The sequence below is a fragment of the Eubacterium sulci ATCC 35585 genome, from assembly GCA_001189495.1.
Taxonomy (GTDB): domain Bacteria; phylum Bacillota; class Clostridia; order Peptostreptococcales; family Anaerovoracaceae; genus Eubacterium_B; species Eubacterium_B sulci.
In genome coordinates, this window is record CP012068.1 from 1054445 (window position 1) to 1067836 (window position 13392).

General features: G+C 33.4%; 15 protein-coding genes. All 15 read right to left on the reverse strand.

Translation table 11 applies throughout. From position 1 onward, the window contains the following. Positions 1-8: 8 nt before the first annotated feature. Complete coding sequence (locus ADJ67_04840) at positions 9-857, reverse strand: hypothetical protein (GenBank protein AKT47036.1); 849 nt, start codon at positions 855-857, stop codon at positions 9-11. Continuing rightward, positions 854-1084: a hypothetical protein gene (locus tag ADJ67_04845; protein AKT47037.1), complete on the reverse strand. Its 231-nt coding sequence runs from the start codon at positions 1082-1084 to the stop codon at positions 854-856. The genes ADJ67_04840 and ADJ67_04845 overlap by 4 nt, the downstream gene beginning before the upstream one ends. After that, entirely contained in the window at positions 1071-1475 is a 405-nt protein-coding gene (locus ADJ67_04850; GenBank protein AKT47038.1) for a hypothetical protein, read from the reverse strand. Before ADJ67_04850 ends, ADJ67_04845 begins: the two co-directional genes overlap by 14 nt. Positions 1476-1491: 16 nt before the next feature. Beyond that, entirely contained in the window at positions 1492-2514 is a 1023-nt protein-coding gene (locus tag ADJ67_04855; GenBank protein AKT47039.1) for a hypothetical protein, read from the reverse strand. A 6-nt stretch (positions 2515-2520) separates the two neighbouring features. Next, positions 2521-2940 carry a hypothetical protein gene (locus ADJ67_04860; GenBank protein ID AKT47040.1) on the reverse strand — a complete coding sequence of 140 codons (420 nt, stop codon included), beginning with the start codon at positions 2938-2940 and terminating at the stop codon, positions 2521-2523. 40 nt (positions 2941-2980) lie between these two features. Beyond that, positions 2981-3457, reverse strand: a complete 477-nt coding sequence (locus tag ADJ67_04865) for a 5-nitroimidazole antibiotic resistance protein (GenBank protein ID AKT47041.1) — start codon at positions 3455-3457, stop codon at positions 2981-2983. Positions 3458-3637: 180 nt separating this feature from the next. Further along, positions 3638-3865 carry a hypothetical protein gene (locus ADJ67_04870; protein ID AKT47042.1) on the reverse strand — a complete coding sequence of 76 codons (228 nt, stop codon included), beginning with the start codon at positions 3863-3865 and terminating at the stop codon, positions 3638-3640. Beyond that, positions 3858-5261, reverse strand: coding sequence for a hypothetical protein (locus tag ADJ67_04875; GenBank protein AKT47043.1), 1404 nt, complete (start codon positions 5259-5261; stop codon positions 3858-3860). The genes ADJ67_04870 and ADJ67_04875 overlap by 8 nt, the downstream gene beginning before the upstream one ends. A gap of 25 nt (positions 5262-5286) precedes the next feature. Next, on the reverse strand, positions 5287-7566 hold the full coding sequence (locus tag ADJ67_04880; protein ID AKT47044.1) for a hypothetical protein: 2280 nt from the start codon (positions 7564-7566) through the stop codon (positions 5287-5289). Further along, complete coding sequence (locus ADJ67_04885) at positions 7566-8264, reverse strand: macrolide ABC transporter ATP-binding protein (GenBank protein AKT47045.1); 699 nt, start codon at positions 8262-8264, stop codon at positions 7566-7568. The genes ADJ67_04880 and ADJ67_04885 overlap by 1 nt, the downstream gene beginning before the upstream one ends. Positions 8265-8287: 23 nt before the next feature. Continuing rightward, positions 8288-9286, reverse strand: a complete 999-nt coding sequence (locus ADJ67_04890; protein AKT47046.1) for a hypothetical protein — start codon at positions 9284-9286, stop codon at positions 8288-8290. Continuing rightward, positions 9279-10277, reverse strand: a complete 999-nt coding sequence (locus ADJ67_04895) for a hypothetical protein (protein ID AKT47047.1) — start codon at positions 10275-10277, stop codon at positions 9279-9281. The genes ADJ67_04890 and ADJ67_04895 overlap by 8 nt, the downstream gene beginning before the upstream one ends. A 5-nt stretch (positions 10278-10282) precedes the next feature. Then, positions 10283-10519, reverse strand: a complete 237-nt coding sequence (locus tag ADJ67_04900; protein AKT47048.1) for a hypothetical protein — start codon at positions 10517-10519, stop codon at positions 10283-10285. A 1-nt stretch (position 10520) separates the two neighbouring features. Continuing rightward, the gene (locus ADJ67_04905; GenBank protein AKT47049.1) at positions 10521-12350 is read right to left on the reverse strand and encodes a hypothetical protein; all 1830 of its coding nucleotides are present in this window, start codon (positions 12348-12350) and stop codon (positions 10521-10523) included. 20 nt (positions 12351-12370) lie between these two features. Continuing rightward, entirely contained in the window at positions 12371-13384 is a 1014-nt protein-coding gene (locus ADJ67_04910) for a hypothetical protein (GenBank protein AKT47050.1), read from the reverse strand. Positions 13385-13392: the final 8 nt, after the last annotated feature.

Consider the following 13392-nt stretch of genomic DNA (forward strand, 5'->3'; position numbering starts at 1 on the left):
TCCTTAATTTATTCAATATCTGTACAAACTGCATATGGGATATTTTCTTTTCCTGCAATAACGTAAAGCTTGTTACCATCAATCAACATTTGTTGATATACTGACATTTCAAATTTATCAAACTCAAGTCTTTTATATAGGCTTCCGTCTTTCCGATCTATCAAAATCGGTTTATTTTTCTCATCGGACAAAAGCACATAATTCTTGTAATATAGAAAGTTAGATGTTCCCTTGGTATTATAGCTATATTTTATGCTCCCATCAGCCAGATTCAGTGCAAAGAACTTTCCGCCTTTTCCATCCGTTCCAAAATACAATATGCCGTCTTTCTCATCAACATCTGTATAAAGATATGCACCAAGTTTAGTCTTCCACATGACTTTTCCTGAATCAGCCTCTCTACATGCCATTATAAAAGCTGAATGCATATAAACCTCTAGATTTCCAAATTTATATACCTTACTGTCACTGTATAAATTATCTAAAGGTTCAGGTGCATCTCCTATAACTTTGAACTGCGTATCAGTCACCTCTATCAATTTCTCTAATGACTTTCTATACCCCTTATATTTCTTTGTATTAATTATGAATCTCCCATCTTTCTCGTAAAGCTCGCAATCCAGAGCCGAAATATCGTCTAGATCCATAAGACGAATCTGTCCATGATTCGTAAAATTAGTGGAAAAATTGGTAAGTATAAATCCATGCATATAGTCTTTTGTATCATCTACCTGAGCAGTATAAGATACACAGCTAAGCACTGCGATTTTATTCTTTATCTTATATATTCCTATAGTATTATTTGCTCTTAGTTCAATGTCATCCCAAGTCAAAGGATATGCTATTAAATGATTCATATTTCTTCTTCCCCAAGCTTTCTAAAGTTATCTATATGATATCCGAAATAGCTTTTTCCGGATTTTCCAATAAAAATTCCATGCTCAGGCATATTAGTGATTTCACCTAAGAAAATCATAGGTAAATCATCGGAAAAAGGATATTCAATTTGTATATCTTCCTTTATCGTAACAAGTGTTTTTTCTTTAATCATCCAAATCACCAAATTAATCCTAATAAACCTCATATATCAAGTCTTTATCAGCATTAAGTTCATCATCAAATTTAACTAGCAAATATAACTCTCCTGCGTGAGATTCACCTGCATAGTATCCTAAAGCAAAGGCGCCATAACACCCACTAATATCAAACATTACATCTGTAAGTTCAAGTTTTTTCGTTTTATCATCATCAAGCTTTTCTTTTATGGTTTGAAGAGCAAAATTATCAAGAGTCTCAAGCTCTGCAGATAGTTTTGTCATTAGGCTTTCTTTGATATTACTTAAGCTATCTTCATTGTAACCTGTAAAGCTAAATTGTACTTTTTTTGAAAGCATGTGGCTAGTAAAATATATGCCTCCTGAGGTTTCTTCCCAGTTTATGCCATTAAACAAAGTTAGTAGTTCATCTTTATACATAAATCACCTTTCTTTGTTATGATTCTAAGTTGCATATTGCTAAACTATCATTCCCATCGCATATGAACGCATGATTTCCCCATATATCAATTAGCCTGTATGAAGAACATCCTCGTGGCATAGTAAAATCTATAACCTCATTATCTTCAATCTTGATAAGTTTCTGTTTACCTTTCCATTCATCTGTTTTAAATATAGGTGATATTATCAGCCATTTTCTATCGCTTGATATCTTTCCTCTTACACCATGTTTTCCCTTGAGCCTACTCAAATTATCTCTTCCCCATATCTTTTCTATAAATACTCCTGTTTTAGAAATCTCAAGGAACCAGTAATATCCTATAACTCCCATTCCTGCAGGATTAATAATGTTTCCTTCAAGAAAACCATATATTTTCCCCTCTTTTTCCATTATCGATCCTATCATTGGGGGCTGATAGTTAAAATCTACCTTATCAAACTTACCATCTGCACGCTCTATTGCATCTAGATGTTTTTGTCTTATACTTTCATTAGCATATACACAGGCTGCATCAGCTAACCACTGAGCCTTTTTACTAGCAAAATCAACACTTAAAATAGCAAAGCTATTTGTAGCTTCTAGCGAATTTCCACACCTACACACGATTGGAAATCTACCATTTTCGCCACATACAGCTATTTTCATAGGTATTGCATTTACAGGCCAATCTTCGACTTCTATTTCTTTCCACTCCGCATTTATATCAGTCAACATCCATAACTTCTTTGTTGCAGGGCATAAAAGCATAACGCCTTCGTTACACGATAAAATCACAGGTTCATTCCAGATATCTCTCTCATCCTTCGCTTCCGGACTTGATATATATCTAAATGTATCTTCTTTTATCCATACTAAACCACAACCAATGTCTTCTATATCTGATGAAAAAAACACGATTTCATTTTCCCCGTGTGCTATCATGTTTTTTGCTGCAGCTGGACTGTACTTAAATGATTTATCAATTAACTTAGTCCCTTCAAATTTAAAACTTTTAATTATTTTTAACTTCATGCTCATTTTTCCTTAATCGTAATAATACACCCTTACACAATTCTTTTTTAGTTTTTTCCTTAGCTCTGCGATCTCTACTTCTTTACCCTTTGATTTGCCTACGAAAAAAGCTGTGTTTCGTCCAACACGCATAGAGATTGAAATAAAATATCTATCTCCGTTACATCTTGGTGCTCGTACCAAATTAATAGTAACACTTTCAATGTTTTTTATGAGAAATTTCCTCTTGCCTGGCATTAAACCGCTATGTATATATAGATATCCATCTTTGATATTATATGATGATGAAAACTTTCCTCCGCTTTTCTTGCTTATTGAAAGTCTTCTATATATGATAATCAAAGATGTGAGCGCTAATACTATGGTAATATTCCTAATAAATCCAACTTGAAATATATCGTTAAAGCCAGTTAACAAATATTTTAAACCCATTATTTTCCTCTTGTTACGTTAATTTAAGAATTTGTATAATCTACTTTTCCTGTACTTCTTTTCCACTGAAATGCTCTATATCTATTTCGAACATCTGTACAGCTCTTCCGGAAGATGCTATAGCATCGGTAATGATATCCTCGCTTGGGTAATATTTTCTTGCAAGCTTTTTTAGTATTTCCATCGATTCATCATCGTTATTAAGCAAATGACATCTTCCAAATACAACTACACTCTGTAAGTAAGGTGCCCATTCCTCATCCTTTACTATTTCATTACCGTAAACTGTAAAGCACACCTTATCATTAGCTTTGATTGAATCATACTTATGTCCACTTCTCGCTCCATGAAAGTATATCTTATTATTTTCTTCATCGTATAGGTAGTTGACAGGTACAGCATATGGATATTCCATATCTCCTATAACTGCTAAAACGCCTCTTCTTGCGTTTTTTAAAAGTTCCTTTGCAGTTTCATCAGTGACAGCATTTTTCTTTCTTCTAAGCTCTCTAAACATATGTTTCTCCTAACCTTATTTCCTATATGTGCACCTTCGCACTATTAAAATCACTTTTATATATTTAGTTTATTTTATCATACTTTCCTACACATTAAAAATTAATCCTGCTTATTTACTCAGGCACAAAATAAAACCTAAGTTGAAAAACTTAGGTTTTACAAAATAAATCATTCTAAATTATGCAGTTTTCTGTCTCATTATCTCAGAATACATATCATCTACAGTCTTCATTTGCACTATCTGTTCATTGTCGATTTCTACATCGTATAACTCCTCTATATCGCAAAGTATCTCAACAATATCATAGGATGTCAGCCCAAGATCGATAACCAACTCTGATGTTCCTTTTATCTCGCCCTCATCTATATCTGTGTATTCAGCGAGGTATGTAATTAGTTTATCCATGTACTACCTCTTTCCTTATAATCTTACCTAGTCTATTCTTCTTAAAATCATCTAATCTAAGGTTAAATTTCCTTATTTTCTTATAGTTAGGTAATTTACTGTTAAGTTCCTCGATTTCGTGTCCTATTATGTCTTTCAAATTCATTTTATCGATGTTTTGATATGATTCTTCTAGAACTAGTTCAGCTACAAGAACTTGGTTCTTACCTAATTTTTCATCGTGTATTAAAGCTTCTTTAACCTCTTCAAAAGACTCTAGCATTAATTCAAGTTCTTCGGGTGAAATATTATTTCCATCATCTAGCACAATTAGATTACTATCTCTTCCGGTAATAAAAAGATTGCTATCATCATCAATATATCCGTTATCCATGGTATTAAACCAACCCTCTGAATCTATCTGAGATTCTACATTATCTCTGCCATAACCATTCATAACTATATTGCCTTTGATTTTAATTAAGCCGTCCTCAATCTTAACTTTGCAGTACTCATCGACATTAACCTTTCCCACAGATCCTAATGGACTTCTCTTACTTGCACAAGAAACAACAGGAGAGCATTCCGTTATTCCATATCCGTTTAAAAGATTTATACCTAAGTTTCTATAGCTTTCTATTACATCACCACCTAAGCTTGCACCACCACAGATAATATTTCTAAGATTTCCTCCGAAAATTTTTGCAGCAACTTGTCTATTATCTAACCCCTGTGTCTTTGATATAAAATTAATTTTCTTCAGTATTCCCTTTGCTATCATTGGCACGAAAAACATAATACCAGGTTTATATTTTATAAAAGCTTTATCAAGATTCTTTATATCATCAACAAGACAAAGCCTTATCCCCAAATAAAGCGGTGTAAGAACATTTGCAGTGATTCCAAACATATGGAAGATTGGTAATATAGGAATTGTATTATATGCATTTTCAATAACTTCACTATCTATGACATTGGAGCAATGAGCAATATCAGAAAAAATACTGTCACAAGAAAGCAATACAGGCTTTGGAAGTGATGTAGTGCCTGATGTATATATGATTGTCGAAATCTTGTACTCTATATCACTAAAGTCAGTCTTTGTTTCTTCGCTAACTTTTTCAATAGCCTCTATATCATATACTTCAATTTCCTCTCTTATCTTAGGTCTAATATATTCTTCTGCAATAACTACAGTTGCGCCTGCAAGTATAGTTGCAAGATATTCCACTATCCACTGATAGCTTAATTTGTTAGATATGAATATATTTTTTCCATTCATATCGTTTTGATAGATGATATTTGCCTTATCATATATATCTCTTATCAATTTTTTGTAGTCAATTTTGATGTCATCACATTCTACTGCAACTCCATCATATTGCATTATCTGATCCATAAAATTAAGTATATTCATAGGTCCTCCTACAAGCAAAACTTGATTATTCAACGGATTTTAACGATTCTACCATATCAATTTTTCTAACCTTTGCACTCATTATTAAATTAATTATCAAGGATGTTGCAATTACAGTTAGAGAACATATTGCAAGTAATTTGAAATTAATAAATGCAATCCATTCAAAATTGTCAAAGCAAACTATTTTGACATAGACCTTTAAGAAAGCTGTTGATACAAAGATTCCTATAATCCATCCAATTGCAATTACAAGAATGCAATCTTTTATAACTATTCCCCTTATTTCTTTTTGCATAAAGCCCAAGACTTTGAGTGTAGCATACTCTCTAGTCTTTTCTATAAAGTTAAGTGTACCTAAGTTATATAGTATTATTATAGTCAAAAGGAATGATGCCATTATCAAAAGTCTAACGATTGAGTTCACACTTTCAACTAGCTCATTAAGATTACTTCTCTGTCTATCTTTAGTAATTATTGAGTTAAATCCTCCGATATCCTTTAATTCACTTTCTGAAATATTGTTAGCTAGAATTACATTAGGATTAAATTCTCCAAAATTCTCTTCGTAGTATTTCTTTGAAACTGCTATTCCCTGAGGACTAAGAGTCTTTGTAATATTGCTGAGCTTTACATTAACCCAGTCATTCTCACCTAAAAGCCTTATCTTTACGTAATCACCTTTTTTAATATTAAGCTTTGTTGCAAGTTTGTGAGTTATTACTGCAGATTCATTGTCAAGGTTTATTAACTTTCCAGACATATCCTCATATCTAATGAGATTCTTATTTTCTGATGCAACAAAAATTTCCTTTTTTGTTTGACCACCGAACTTCAAATCCATTTCTGTCTCGTAGTTAAGCTGTTTTTCTGTATTCACCTTAGATACGCTACGAGGGTCAACTATAACTGCTCTAACTTCGTAGTTATACTGCTTGTCAAACACATAGTCATTAGAATAATCTATTGATTGCTTTATTCCAAGTCCTGCTACTAATAGAACCATACCACCCATAACTCCAACTATTCCCATGACAAAACGAATCTTATTTCTGGAAATATCTCTTAGAACCCATCTCCAGTAATATGAGATTTTTGACCAAATAAAATTCGATTTTTCTATCAAAGGTTGCTTTGCTACTATGTCCATGTTGTTTGCATTTCTCATAGTTTCAGCTGGCATTCCTTTAAGGGCTTTGTTTGTAGCAAATAAAGCTGCAGACATGCAAATTAAAATCATGAGTGCAATAAGTAGATAGCTAGCATGTGCTTGAATTAAATCCCAGTGTGGCATCGTCAAAACGGTCTGCTTAACTTTTAGAAGCGATGGTGATGTCACCTTTCGTCCAAGAATTAGTCCAACTACAGATCCTAGAGCCGAAATGAAGAAACCGTAGAACGCATAGTGAAGTCTTATCGTAGATTTATTTATACCTATAGCCTTCATGGTTCCTATAATAATTTTCTGCTTTCCAATCAGCCTTACCATGGATGTGTACATTGTAAGTAGAGATAGTAATATAAATATCATTGAAAACAGAACTGACATTTTCTTCATCTGATCTGTCTCTTTCTTAAGTGTGTTATATGAATCTAAATTCTCTCTTGTAGATGTCTTTATATAGCTTTCACCTACTACATTCTTTAATTTGCTTTCACTTATCTTAGCATCTGTTTTTAATCTTATTTCTGTATAAAATGGATACGGACTTAATTTGTTAAAATTTTCCTTGCTAACAAACGCATAACCATATTTTTTATGATTAGGTATAGTTTCAGAAAACGAGCCTGTATAGTAAATATACTCTGAATCCAGCACAAAACCCTTAACTTTGAAGCTTTGGTGCTTCATCTTAAATTCTAGACTTATCTCATCTCCTATTTTTATCTTATTTTTCTTTGCAAACTTACTATCAAGCCATATTCCATCTGAGTTTACATCATACTTTTCTCCTTCAATAAGCTCAGGTTTTAGGCAATCAGTATTATCCATTGCATTTAATTTCACATTATTTTCCGTTCCAGAAAGCGTTGTTTGCAATGATGAAGCTAAAGTTACTTTTCTCACACCCTTAATATCTTTAAGTTCATCTTTAATATTTTCATTAAAGCCTTTTGTGTAAACCCATTGATCTGCTAAATTTGTTCTATTTGCATAATTCTTTGCCGATATACTCGCCCCATTCCAAACTGAAGCCATGCCAGAGAATATCATTATTGATATAAGGGCCATAAAGAAAACCGAAATGAACTGCATCCAGTACTTCTTTATATCTCTCAACATTTTTATTATCAGATATCCCATTACCACTCAACCTCCATTATGCTCTTTGGATGCTCATTTTTTTCTACACTTAGAATCTTGCCATCCTTAAGCCTTACTAGGTTATCTGATATTTCCTCAAGTTTGGAATTATGAGTAACTATGATAAGAGCTATCTTGTTTTCCTTGGCTGTATTCTTTAGAAGGGATAGAACTTTAGTTCCAGTCGCACTATCTAATGCTCCTGTCGGTTCATCGCACAGTAAAATCTTAGGATTTTTTACAAGTGCCCTTGCAATTGAGAGCCTCTGTAGTTCTCCCCCTGAAAGATTTGATGGAAAAAGTGACTTTCTCTTAGTTAAACCTACAGCCTCAATTACCTCATCAACATCTAGGGGATTTTTGCTTAGCTTTGCTGCTATAGCAACATTCTCCCTAGCTGTCAATGAAGGTATCAGGTTATAAAACTGAAACACAAATCCTATCGATTCCCTTCTGTATAACTCAAGCTTCTTCTCACTGAAACCTGCTACATTTTGACCATTGAATATGATATTTCCTTCAGTAGGTCTATCCATTCCTCCTAGCAAATTTAGCAATGTAGATTTTCCCGAACCTGATGGACCTAATATTACAGTGAACTCTGCTTCATCTATGGCAAGATCTACCTTATCAAGAGCACGAATTTCATCGCTTCCCATTTTGTATATTTTTGAAACCTTATCAAACTCAATTAACATTTGAATTTAACTCCTTTCATTCATTAACTACAGTATTTAAACAGTAAACAGGAGATATTTCCTCCATATCCATAACTAATTCCTATGTAGTATCCATCCTGTTCAAACCTATTCAAATCCTTGTATTCACTTATGTTTACCAGGAAATCTGCTGATAATCCATGAGCATATTTTTTCATATTATTATAGAAACATATTTCATCATTTGAACCAGCTTTAATAATACTTGACCAAGCATCTCCCCAAAAATTTGGAACAAAAAAGTTTCTTATCTTGCTTCTTTGTATTAGGTTAGCCTTGCATAAATCATCAATTAGACAATTTACCGAATGTATGAACAAAAAATAATTATCATTTGCTATATGGATATTCTTTATGTCTACTAGTTCATAACAAGACTTTTCCCTACTTATTGTCACCCCTGAAATGTTATCCGAAAACAACATGCGTTGCTCTGGTCTATCATAATAACAATTCTTTGGGAGTATATCATCGCTTATACAAAGAACATTGTTTAATTTTTCGTTATTCCTTAGTAATCTATTTGCGTGTTCAATACAGCTAAATAATCCATTGCAAGCCTGCTGAGTTATGCCTATATGCGGAACCGATTTATTTAGTTTATCAAGACACCTATTCAGTGGATAATCTAGAAAATATTCCATGAACCTTTTTTCGTTTAAATTAAAGTTCTTATATTCTATAAATGTGCTGTTATACAAAATATAATCTATATTCTCAATCTCATACTCTTCTATAAAGTTATCTTGAATACTCTTTTCATAGCATTCCTTATCCTTATTTGATACATAGCATCCCACATATCCAAAATTTTCAAGATTGCATTCCTCAGAAAATACAAGATTATTTGATTTAAGCATTTTTAAGTCGTAAAATTCTCCAAATCTCACATCTATATTTTTTAAATATAGTTTATGCATAGCAATAGCATTTCCTTTCCGCTCGTATCTATGACTATTTTCTTTCTCTCCGAGTTTCAACTTCCAAAGGCGCTTATTCATACATGTCCTCGATTCTAAAATCAGGGAAATACTTAAGAGCCTCATCTATGTCGCTTACAATACCGACGCATTTTGGACTTCCACAACCCTTTTGCAGGCCTGAAAGAGCATGTTGAAAATACGCATAGTTTCCACCATGTATAGCTAGAGCAATCGACTGTACGAATACACCGTATATTGAAGGTGGCCATAGATTTGAAAAATAGAAGTTTCTTTTCACATCAAAACTTTTACCAGCGTGTTTCCATAACTTAGAAAAAACTTTCATAAGTATTAGAGCTATTTCACCTGCTCCTTTCGCATTCTCAATAAAGTCTTCCCTTAGCAATGTTCTTTCGCCATTCTCAAGCATGTGACTTGTTACTTTAATATTACTTAATTCGTAAATTTCGCCGTCTTCGTTCATGCAAATGTCATTTTTTTTAAAGTTAAATCTTACATTATACCTTAGCTTTTTATTATTTAGATTAGTAACATCAAAGAGATCTATTCCATCATCATCAATCTTTGCAAATGTACTTTCATTATATAGTTTTGCCCCAGTCTTCATGTAATTCTCATAAAAACTTATGGCTCCTACAACTAACTCATGCGTATGCCTGCAACATAAAATTAGTGGATCTTGAATTTTTTTATTTTCAATGCTTAGCTTTTCTCCTATAAGAACCTCCTTAAGTTTTCTATTAAGAAAAAGTCTTGCACAAGGCATACCTTGAGACCCTTTAAAGTTTTCCTTTAGCTCAACTGACTTTATAGTTCTGTTTGCATTTTCAATTTCAAGGATAACTGTAGTAGGAAGCTTTGTATCAAAACCATTGATATCAGCAAGATTGCACTGCCAACAAAGCAATGTCGAAGTTGTCTCAGACTCGGATATTTTAAATCCAAAGATTCTCTTACAAGATACATCCTTGAGATTTGTTTCTGAAATCAGACCTAAAATATCATCGTAGTTTTCTATATCCCTTCCTATCTCAAAATTGCTTTCCATGCTAATCAATCCTTTTTGAAATTTTTATCCATATACTCAAGTATTTTCATTGGGCTACTAACCTCGGTAATATCATTTGTCTCAAACTTAAACCCTGTCATATCTTCAATATCCGTTATCAAAGAATATACACTTAACGAGTCCATTCCAAGTTCTTGGAAGTCCTCTGCAGACATTATCTTTTCCTCTGTCCATCCGTATTTATCAGAAAGTAGCTCTACTAGCTTATCCTTATATTCCATATCATTTATTCTCCTTATATAAAACTCTCTTATCTTCAGGAATTCCCTCAATGCACCATTCCTTTAAGAGTTTTTTATCTATTTTTCCTGCAAGAATTATAGGCATTTCAGAAATGAACTCAATCTTATCTGGTTGTTTATAATTAGATAGATTTTTAAATAAATACTGTGTGATCTCACTCTTCTCGATACTTTTTCCAGCTACTGGAACAACAAAGGCTATAATTTCTTCTCCAAGAACCTCGTGGTCTCTACCAACAACTGCCACTGTCTGCACATTCGGAATTTGCAAGATTTTTTCTTCAATGTCACTAGGATATACATTGAAACCGCCTCTTATTATCATGTCCTTGCATCTTCCAACAATACTAATATTTTCTCTATCATAATATCTTGCTAAATCACCAGTGTATAACCATCCTTCATCATCAATTACGGCAGCAGTTTTTTCAGGCTGATTGTAATACTCCCTCATGTTATAACCTCTTACGGCAAGCTCACCTATTTCGCCGTGTGGCACACTCTTTCTTGTATTTTGATCTACAATTTTTATTTCAACACCAGGAATAGCTCTTCCCACCGTATTCATTCTCACATCTAACGGGTCGCCAATTCTTGTCATTGTTACAACACTTGTTCCTTCTATAAGTCCATAGGCATTTAAAAGTTCACAGTTTAACTTTTCCTCAATTCTCTGCGCAAGCTCAGGACTGCATAGGGATCCAGAAACTACAAGTTTCTTTAATCCACTAAACTTTGTAAAATTAATTATTCTACAGTTTAATAGTAAGGTCCACATAGTCGGCTGGGTATGCAATATCGTATCTTCAGCTTTTGATACTTCTCTTAGAATATCGTTAGGATTGAAGCTTGAAATCATCTTAAACCTTTCCTCTGTGCAAAAGTTTATCAAAAGACTCAAGAATCCCTGAGCTGAGTACAATGGTGCAATGGAAAATGGTCTATCCACATCCTCTGACCAAAGCTTCGTACTATATAGTGAAATCTTAACTATATCATTGTTCTTTAGAACTACTCCCTTAGGCATTCCAGTTGTTCCAGAAGTGTACGAAATCATTGCATCATCATTTGCATCTATTTCTTCAAGATTTTCTATACAATCAAAGTCTGATTTAAGAAGTTCATCAAAACATAAACCTTTATGTCCATAATGGTTTTCACCCATATAAATTACCTTATCAAGTTTGTAATCATGATCTTCTATTTCATCAACAACCTCATGCGGAGCCATAGTTCCAACAAGTTCTTCGGTTATCAAAACTTTTGCTTGGCAATCTCTCAAAATATTTTCTATCTCGCCAGACTTCCATCTATTATTTATCGGCACAGGGAGTGCTCCTACATAAAAGAGTGCAAAATACGAATAGATGTACTCTATTCTGTTATTCAAAAGTATCGCTACCTTCGTACCCTTACCGATTCCCATCTTCAAAAAACTAGCTGAAATACTTTTGATATGGTTTAATAGCTGATTATAGTTAATTAGCTCTGTATCGAATAAAATTGCGTTTTTAACGCTGTTTTCTGTACATATGGTATCTATCAAAGTCCTAAGTGTATAATCCCCTACACCCCTTAAATTATTAATTGTATCAGCAATGGCAATTGGACTTTCAATTAACTTCAAATCAAGATTAGCTAGGTTAAATTTAACATTAAAATATTTTTCGAGTTCAAAGATCATATTTACTAGCTGAAGTGAGTCAAGTACACCACTTTGAACAAAAGGTATCGTTGCAGGTATTTCTACACCAGGAACAATTTTTTCATTTAGGAACTTTATAACTTGTCTTTCTGTTACTACATTCATCTTCGTTCACCATAAAACCCTTATAATTTCATCGTCAGTGTTGCCATACTGATTCCATTTCCGAAACCGAACAGAACAATCTGTTGACCGCTATTTAGAGAGATTCTCTTTTCTTCAAGTGCCATAGATATTGCAATAGGAATTGATGCACAGCCATTGTTGCCAAGAAACTCAACCTGATCAACCATTTTTTCCTTAGGTAGTTCAAGCATCTCGCAAGCCTTTACTGTAAGGTACTTAGTTATCTGATGAGGTATAAACAATGATACTTTATCCTTATCAATGTCTAGCTCAGTAAATGTAGAACTATAAAACTCTATTGATCTTGCAAAATTTGTCTTAATCATCTCCTTTGTTTCATTTTGGAAGTAGAACATATCAACATCATGAGCATGCATTGTTCCTCCACCCCAAAGAACACCATCATCCCAATAGCATCCTACTGACTTAAATTTTGATTTATATATATCTTCGCAGCATTTTTCTGCTCTAAGTACAATTGCACCACCACCATCTCCAATTGCAAAGGTTGCATTAGCATTTTGTATCTCTTCTGCTGTCTTATAGTTTGTTTGAAGGAATCTGCTCAAAACTTCCCCCGCAACAATAAGAACTGTGTTTGCTCTCTCAGTCTCTATATACATATTTGCTATTTCAATTCCAGTTAAAAATCCATTGCAAGCATTTTTCACATCATAGCAATTTGCATTTTTGCATCCAAGCTCATTTTGAATTTTCATGGCTGTCGCAGGTTCCATAAAATCCTGAGTAATAGAACAAAACAGGAGTAAATCTACATCATCTGCTGTAATATTTGCTTTTTCAAGCGCCATTTTACCTGCTTTAATAGCATAGTCGGAGGAGTTCTCATGATCTTCTGCGAATCTTCTCTCCCTTACTCCACTTAGAAGTGTTGACATTCCTTTTCTAATATTAAACTTATCAAAGTTCATCTTTGCCTCTAGTTCATCAGATGTAACTATTCTGCTTGGTAGTGCATGGCCTGCGCCAATTATCTTTGCTTGATATTTCATATATTCCT

Excerpts from the sequence above, each read along its gene's own strand:
- ADJ67_04840 (AKT47036.1), bottom strand. The coding sequence starts at position 857 with ATGAATCATTTAATAGCATATCCTTTGACTTGGGATGACATTGAACTA.
- ADJ67_04845 (AKT47037.1), bottom strand. The coding sequence starts at position 1,084 with ATGAGGTTTATTAGGATTAATTTGGTGATTTGGATGATTAAAGAAAAA.
- ADJ67_04850 (AKT47038.1), bottom strand. The coding sequence starts at position 1,475 with ATGTATAAAGATGAACTACTAACTTTGTTTAATGGCATAAACTGGGAA.
- ADJ67_04855 (AKT47039.1), bottom strand. The coding sequence starts at position 2,514 with ATGAGCATGAAGTTAAAAATAATTAAAAGTTTTAAATTTGAAGGGACT.
- ADJ67_04860 (AKT47040.1), bottom strand. The coding sequence starts at position 2,940 with ATGGGTTTAAAATATTTGTTAACTGGCTTTAACGATATATTTCAAGTT.
- ADJ67_04865 (AKT47041.1), bottom strand. The coding sequence starts at position 3,457 with ATGTTTAGAGAGCTTAGAAGAAAGAAAAATGCTGTCACTGATGAAACT.
- ADJ67_04870 (AKT47042.1), bottom strand. The coding sequence starts at position 3,865 with ATGGATAAACTAATTACATACCTCGCTGAATACACAGATATAGATGAG.
- ADJ67_04875 (AKT47043.1), bottom strand. The coding sequence starts at position 5,261 with ATGAATATACTTAATTTTATGGATCAGATAATGCAATATGATGGAGTT.
- ADJ67_04880 (AKT47044.1), bottom strand. The coding sequence starts at position 7,566 with ATGGGATATCTGATAATAAAAATGTTGAGAGATATAAAGAAGTACTGG.
- ADJ67_04885 (AKT47045.1), bottom strand. The coding sequence starts at position 8,264 with ATGTTAATTGAGTTTGATAAGGTTTCAAAAATATACAAAATGGGAAGC.
- ADJ67_04890 (AKT47046.1), bottom strand. The coding sequence starts at position 9,286 with ATGAATAAGCGCCTTTGGAAGTTGAAACTCGGAGAGAAAGAAAATAGT.
- ADJ67_04895 (AKT47047.1), bottom strand. The coding sequence starts at position 10,277 with ATGGAAAGCAATTTTGAGATAGGAAGGGATATAGAAAACTACGATGAT.
- ADJ67_04900 (AKT47048.1), bottom strand. The coding sequence starts at position 10,519 with ATGGAATATAAGGATAAGCTAGTAGAGCTACTTTCTGATAAATACGGA.
- ADJ67_04905 (AKT47049.1), bottom strand. The coding sequence starts at position 12,350 with ATGAATGTAGTAACAGAAAGACAAGTTATAAAGTTCCTAAATGAAAAA.
- ADJ67_04910 (AKT47050.1), bottom strand. The coding sequence starts at position 13,384 with ATGAAATATCAAGCAAAGATAATTGGCGCAGGCCATGCACTACCAAGC.